Here is a 6,000-nt window from a genome sequence, read left to right on the forward strand (position 1 = left end):
CGATGAGCCCTCGGCCGGCAGGTGAGACCGACAAGGTCAGCAATCGATATGAGAGCGCCTGGACCGTGCAGCACCTCCTGTATGTGCTGCAAGGTGGTGCCGAATCGATCACAGTCGAGGATGTCGGCGAGCGAGCCGAGGGTGCCGAATTCACCCTCCGGCGGGCCGGGGCGATCGAGGTCCACCAGGTGAAGCGTCAGCAGGGAAATGCCAACGCTTGGACGGTGGCATCACTGCAGGCTAAGGGAATCTGGGCCGCAGCTGCACGACACGCGGAGGCCGGGCGGCACTTCCACTTCGTGTCGACGATCCCGGCCCGACCCGTGCAGGAGCTGAGTGACCGGGCCTGGAGCTCGGGGAGCCCAGCCGAGTTACTGGAGCACTGGCTCTCTGGCGACCTCCGCGCGCCGTTCGACGAGCTCGCGTCGGCTAACGTCTTCGGGTCGGTGGAGACGGCCTGGAAGACGCTACGACTGCTGTGGGTTGAGTGGTACGACGAACAGAACCTTGCACGGACGAATGCTGCGCTGGCAGGGCTTCTCCTGCAGGGTGCTCCCGGCGAACTCGCCGCCGTGGGCCTGGGGGATCTGGTCGTTCAGAATCTGGGCGCCCGGCTTGACTCCGCGGCGATCGCGGCGCGTCTGGACGCGTATGGCTTGCGGCGAGCAGCCGTTCGGCGTGCGGAGAGTACCGAGCCCCGACAAGTAGCGCCAGCCCGATGGTCGGAGAGCACACGTCGTCCTCGGGCGTCCGTGGCTGTCCTCGGGTCGCGACCAACTTGGGCAGTTGGTCGTCTTACGATGCATCAGGGTCGGCCTTGCGCGGGCGCAGCATGTCAATGCAGATCCGGCCCACCACGGCGGTCAGTCAACCAGCGAAGTTGTCGATTGCGGCAGCGACTTGGCGCCCCGTCGCAGCCATATTGCACCGCGTCCCTCGGCCGTGCGCGACCCGAGCATCCGGTCGGCCATCGTGACAAGGCGCCCCGCAGTGGCCCTCGTAGGCTCCGTGACGCGGTCAGGGCCGGGGAGCCCGGTCAGGCGCCTCCACGGCGCCGCCGCGGCACGACGCGGCGCCACCAGCGAGGGCGGATCTCCCCGGGTTCGCGCGGTCGTCCGCCGCGGCCCCCGGCATCGGTGCCGTCGTCGGGCGTCAGGACTCGTGAGGCCAGGGCCCGGACGTCGGGATTCATCTCCGGCGTCGCCAGCGTCAGCAGCGCCAGCGACTCCAGGAGGGTGACGGGGCGCGTGCGGCTCGCCTCCATCGCCGCGATGAAGCGCCATCCGACCAGTTCGGCGACGTCCGCACGGGTGTCAGGCGTCACCCACGCCGTCGCGACCAGCCCCAGCAGGGCCGTCTCCGTCACCCAGTCCTCCGGCCCGTAGGCCAGATCGATGAGCACCGCCCGCCGGTCGGAAGCGGCCCAGGGCTGGTCGGCCCGGTGATGGGCGATGCCGAGGCAGGCCCACGCCTGGACCGAGCGGATCCACTCCGGCCAGGTGGCCGCGTCGTCCTTCAGCGGCGCCGGCGGGTGGACCAGAACGCCGAGGAGGTCGTCGAGGGGCAGACCCGACAGGCGCACCGCGTGATCGTAGGCGGCGAGGAGGTGCGGCCAGCCCTCCTGGGCGATGTCCTGCAGCGCGCGGGCCGCGTCGGGTGACGGCGGGGCGGCCGACGGCCGGGCCTCGGCTCCCTCGTAGTCCCACACCCTTCTGCCGATCGAGCGGACCGGGCCCGCCGCGAACACCTCAGGGACAGGCGCCCGCGGGTCGGGGTCGGGAACGCCGTCGATCGTCAGCGTGAAGTCCGCGAGGGAGCGCCTGAAGGCCAGCAGGGCGCTCGGCGGCTCCGGCGCCGAGACGGTAAGCGTCCCCCCGCTCGGCTTCTCCTCCGCCTCCAGCACCTGGGACAGCACGTTGACGACCGACTCCGAGGGCGCCGGCACCGGGCCGAGCCAGAAACGACGCTGGGACCAGGACGTCAGCACCGCCTCGGCGTGCGAATTGTCGGGATGTTCGCGCAGGTGGTCGGCGAGGTCGATCAGGTGGCGCACGTCGCCGTCACGTGCGAAGCGCATGCCGCACGCCGTGGGGAAGGCGTTCTCCTGGTGGGGCTCGCGTTCGAGGACGCGTTCCACCCAGACGAGCCCCTCCTCGGCGCGGCCGCTCGTCGCCAGCAGTTCCGCGACGTCGGTCTCCACCGCGGCGTTGCCGGGATCGTGCTCCAGGGCGCGCAGGAAGGCCCGCTCGGCCTCGGCCCAGCGCTTCATGCTCCGGTAGGCGTACGCCACGGCCACCGACGCCTGCAGCGAAGGGGCGGCCCTCTCCGAGCGCAGAGCCGTGTCGAGCGCCTCGTCCCACAGCTCCATGCGGCGGGACAGGACGGACGTGACCCACAGGATCCCGGCGTGTTCCGGCCACAGACCGGCCGAGTTGCGCACCAGCGAGAGGTACGGCTGGACGCCGGGCCGCATGTCGCGCGGGATCGGGTCGGGAAGCACCCGGAGCAGCCGGGCGGCAAGGGCGCACAGTTCGTCCGGCGGCACCCGGGTGGCGAGCGCGCCGTCGAGCACCCAGGGGACGTCCGCCCACCGGCCCGCCGGTTGATGGCACTGAGCCGACACGAGCAGGCCGAGGGCCTCGTCGTGCTCCCCGTCGGCGGCCAGCACGTGCGCGCGGGCGACGACCGCGCCGAGGAAGGCCGGCTGCTCGACCGGGAAAAGGTCGAGGCGGTCCTTGGACCGTGCGGTGAGCACCGTCAGCAGCTCATGGGCATCCGGCAGCGTGGGATCGCAGACCAGGGCGTTCGCGATGTGCTCCGCCGCGTGCTGCCGTTCACCGTCGTCGAGGGCCAGGCGGGCCATGCTCAGCTCGCCTTCGGCCTCCATGCGGCGGTCACCCATGCCCTCCGGTGCTGGCGTCACAAAAACTCCTCATCCGCGGCAAATGAGGACCTACGATGCCATGCCCGGACACCGAACACGAACCCACTCGCGGCGGGGGGTCAGCGCACGGAGAACGGCGCTCCGTGGCCGGGGATGATCAAGGCGGGGGAGAGGCCGAGCAGGCGTTCGCGCGACGTGAGAAGCAGGGCGCCGTCCACGGCGAGCGGGTCCTCGGCCGGGCCGTCGGCGTTCCACCACAGGTGGGTGAGCGCGACAAGCCCGTCGTCCGTCTCCACAAGGGTGGTGATGTCCTCCGGGGTGTGGCCGGGGGTGCGCGTCAGCCGTACGGACTCGGAGAGCGCGAAGCCGTCCGCGTCCCGGTCGTCCCAGCGGTCGCCCTGGTAGATCGCCCAGTGGTCGTGGAACCGGGCCTCGGGGAACAGCGCCGCGTTGAGCGTGTGGTCGGGATGGTGGTGTGAGAACACCACGTCGGTCACGTCCGCGGGAGTCAGGCCGAAGGCCTCGATCGGGTCGAGGATCAGGCGCCGGTCCGCCACCATCCCGGGATCCACGACGGCGATCGTCGATCCGTCCCTGATCAGGGTCACCGTGCCGGCCACCCGGTCTCCGACGTAGCCTTCGGTCAGCACATGAACTGTCGCCATCCCGCCAGACTATTCACCCTCACCCCGCTCTTCCGCGCCGAGGGCGGCTCAGGTGACGTCCGCCTCCGTCGTCGCCTCGACGATCGAGGCGAGGTCCGCGCCGATCGGGTACGGCCGCTCCACGGGAAGCAGTCCGGCGGGATCCCCACCGCTCCTGACGACCGCGTGGACGGTGCGGACCAGGTCGGTGATGTCGGTGATCGCCACGGTCCACTCGTCCAGGTAGCGGTCGACGGCCTCGCCCGACAGTCCGATCTGGATCGACCGGTACGGCAACGCGTTGTGGTGCGGGTCGCGTTCGGGGTCCCACTGGATCCGGACCGGAGACCGCCGCAGCCGCGCCGCCCAGTCCGCCTGGTCGGCGCCGTGGCCCGGGTGGCTCAGGCACGAATGGCCGAGCGCCCACTCGAACCCTTCGCGTGTGATGTCGATCGCCAGGACGCGGCCCTGGCCGGCCTTGGTGGCCCAGCCGCAGCGGTACATCATCCAGAGGAAGGACGGCTTGATCCAGGTCATCCGTTCTCGCTTGAACGGGGGGACGAACCGCTGCGCGGCGACGGCGGGTCCCGCGACGGCCGGATCGTAGGCCTGGTAGACGGTGATGGACTCCTCGGAGTATGCGGCACGGATCTGCCGGTAGGGCACGCTCATGCCCGCAACGGTGCCGAACAGCTGATCGCCGGGCAACACGATTTCGGCGAGGGATTCCTCTCCTCCGGACGCATGCTGGAACGGTCCGCTTTCCGCAATGATCGCAAGTTCTTGCTATCCATATGCCGTCATATTTCATCGATATTTCCGAGTATTGCAAGCTGGTATCGATGCCTGTCAAGATGCGTGCAAAGTGGTTGCTCTCGCGCCGGGGGTACGGCGAGCGCCGCCGCGTGCCGACCCGCCGACATGAGCCCCCGGAGCGTCCCCGGACGGCCCAGCCGAGGAGGTGAGGCATGGACCGCCGTTCTGGACGAAAGGAAAGCACGTGGCAGTCTCCCGCCGGACGTTCATCACCTCGGTGATGTCGGGATCCGCTATCGCCGCGGTGTCGGGAACCGAACTGATCTCTGCGATGACCAGCGCGGCGAACGCCGCGAGTCCCGTCGGGGACGTGGTCGGGAAGATCACCGTCGGCTACCAGGGCTGGTTCGCCTGCCCGGGTGACGGCGCCCCCATCAACACCTGGTGGCACTGGAGCCAGAACGGGTCCCAGCCACCCTCGCCGGGCAACACCACCATCGTCGCGTGGCCCGACCTGCGGGAGTTCACCCGGACCTACCCCACCGCCTACGCCAACCTCGGCAACGGGCAGCCCGCCGCGCTGTTCTCGTCGTACGACCAGCAGACCGTCGACACCCATTTCCGGTGGATGCGGGAGAACAACTGCGACACCGCCGCGCTTCAGCGCTTCAACCCGAACGGCGGCGAGGGCGCGACCCGCGACGCGATGGCCGTCAAGGTCCGCAGTGCCGCCGAGGCGAACGGCCGCAAGTTCTACGTCATGTACGACGTGTCCGGCTGGACGAACTTCCAGCCCGAGATCAAGGCCGACTGGACGAACAAGATGTCGGCCATGACGGCGTCCTCCGCGTACGCCAAACAGAACGGCAAGCCCGTCGTCGGCATCTGGGGTTTCGGGTTCAACGAGGCCAAGCACCCGTCGGACGCGGCCGCCTGTCTCGACGTGGTCAACTGGTTCAAGAGCCAGGGCTGCTACGTGATGGGCGGGGTGCCGACCTATTGGCGTGCCGGCATCAACGACTGCCGGCCCGGCTTCATCGACGTGTTCAACGCCTACAACATGCTCTCGCCGTGGATGGTGGGACGGATCAGCACGGCGGCGGACTCCGACCGGTTCTACAACGACCTCAACGTCCCCGACCAGGCGTACTGCAACGCCCGCGGCATCGACTACCAGCCCTGCGTGATGCCGGGAGAGGTGACGGCGCGGCATCGCGCGCACGGCGACTTCATGTGGCGCCAGTTCTACAACATGGTCCGGGTGGGCGCCCAGGGCATCTACATCTCGATGTTCGACGAGTTCAACGAGGGCAACCAGATCGCCAAGACGGCGGAGAACCAGTCGATGATCCCGGTCAACTCCGGCTTCCTCGGACTCGACGAGGACGGCACCGTCTGCTCCTCCGACTACTACCTCAGGCTCACCGGCGACGGCGGCCGGATGCTGAAGGGTCAGATCGCGCTGACCCCCGTCCGGCCCACGCCTCCTGTGGTCGGCGGTGGCGGCGGCGACACCAACCTGGCTCGCGGCAAGGCGACCGCGGAGAGCGGCCACAACCAGAACTTCGGCTCGCCGAACATCGTCGACGGCGACCCGAACAGCTACTGGGAGGGCCCGAACAACGCGTTCCCACAATGGGTTCAGGTCGATCTCGGGTCGGCGGCGTCGATCGGGCGGGTCGTGCTGAAGTTGCCGCCGCAGTCGGCGTGGCAGGC

The 6,000-nt window shown here is 69.6% G+C and carries 4 protein-coding genes; 1 reads left to right on the top strand and 3 read right to left on the bottom strand.

Annotated elements, in window-relative coordinates; translation table 11 throughout:
• Positions 1-1,036: 1,036 nt before the first annotated feature.
• The 3 genes from Psi02_RS14135 to Psi02_RS14145 form a co-directional block, all read right to left on the bottom strand.
• A complete protein-coding gene (locus tag Psi02_RS14135) occupies positions 1,037-2,923 on the bottom strand; it encodes a tetratricopeptide repeat protein (protein WP_239094876.1) in 1,887 nt (628 codons plus the stop codon).
• An 80-nt stretch (positions 2,924-3,003) separates the two neighbouring features.
• Positions 3,004-3,549 carry an MBL fold metallo-hydrolase gene (locus Psi02_RS14140; RefSeq protein WP_203974247.1) on the bottom strand — a complete coding sequence of 182 codons (546 nt, stop codon included), beginning with the start codon at positions 3,547-3,549 and terminating at the stop codon, positions 3,004-3,006.
• Between the two features lie 48 nt (positions 3,550-3,597).
• Positions 3,598-4,200 (bottom strand): DUF4291 domain-containing protein, encoded by a 603-nt coding sequence (locus Psi02_RS14145; protein WP_203974248.1) that lies wholly within the window; start codon positions 4,198-4,200, stop codon positions 3,598-3,600.
• Between the two features lie 328 nt (positions 4,201-4,528).
• Between Psi02_RS14145 and Psi02_RS14150 the strand changes: the two genes are divergently transcribed.
• Positions 4,529-6,000, top strand: a 1,472-nt coding sequence (locus Psi02_RS14150; RefSeq protein WP_203974250.1) for a glycoside hydrolase family 99 protein, incomplete at its 3' end; no start/stop codon positions are given.

Origin of the sequence: Planotetraspora silvatica, assembly GCF_016863315.1 — a bacterium.
GTDB lineage: Bacteria > Actinomycetota > Actinomycetes > Streptosporangiales > Streptosporangiaceae > Planotetraspora > Planotetraspora silvatica.

Excerpts from the sequence above, each read along its gene's own strand:
- Psi02_RS14145 (WP_203974248.1), bottom strand. The coding sequence starts at position 4,200 with ATGAGCGTGCCCTACCGGCAGATCCGTGCCGCATACTCCGAGGAGTCC.
- Psi02_RS14140 (WP_203974247.1), bottom strand. The coding sequence starts at position 3,549 with ATGGCGACAGTTCATGTGCTGACCGAAGGCTACGTCGGAGACCGGGTG.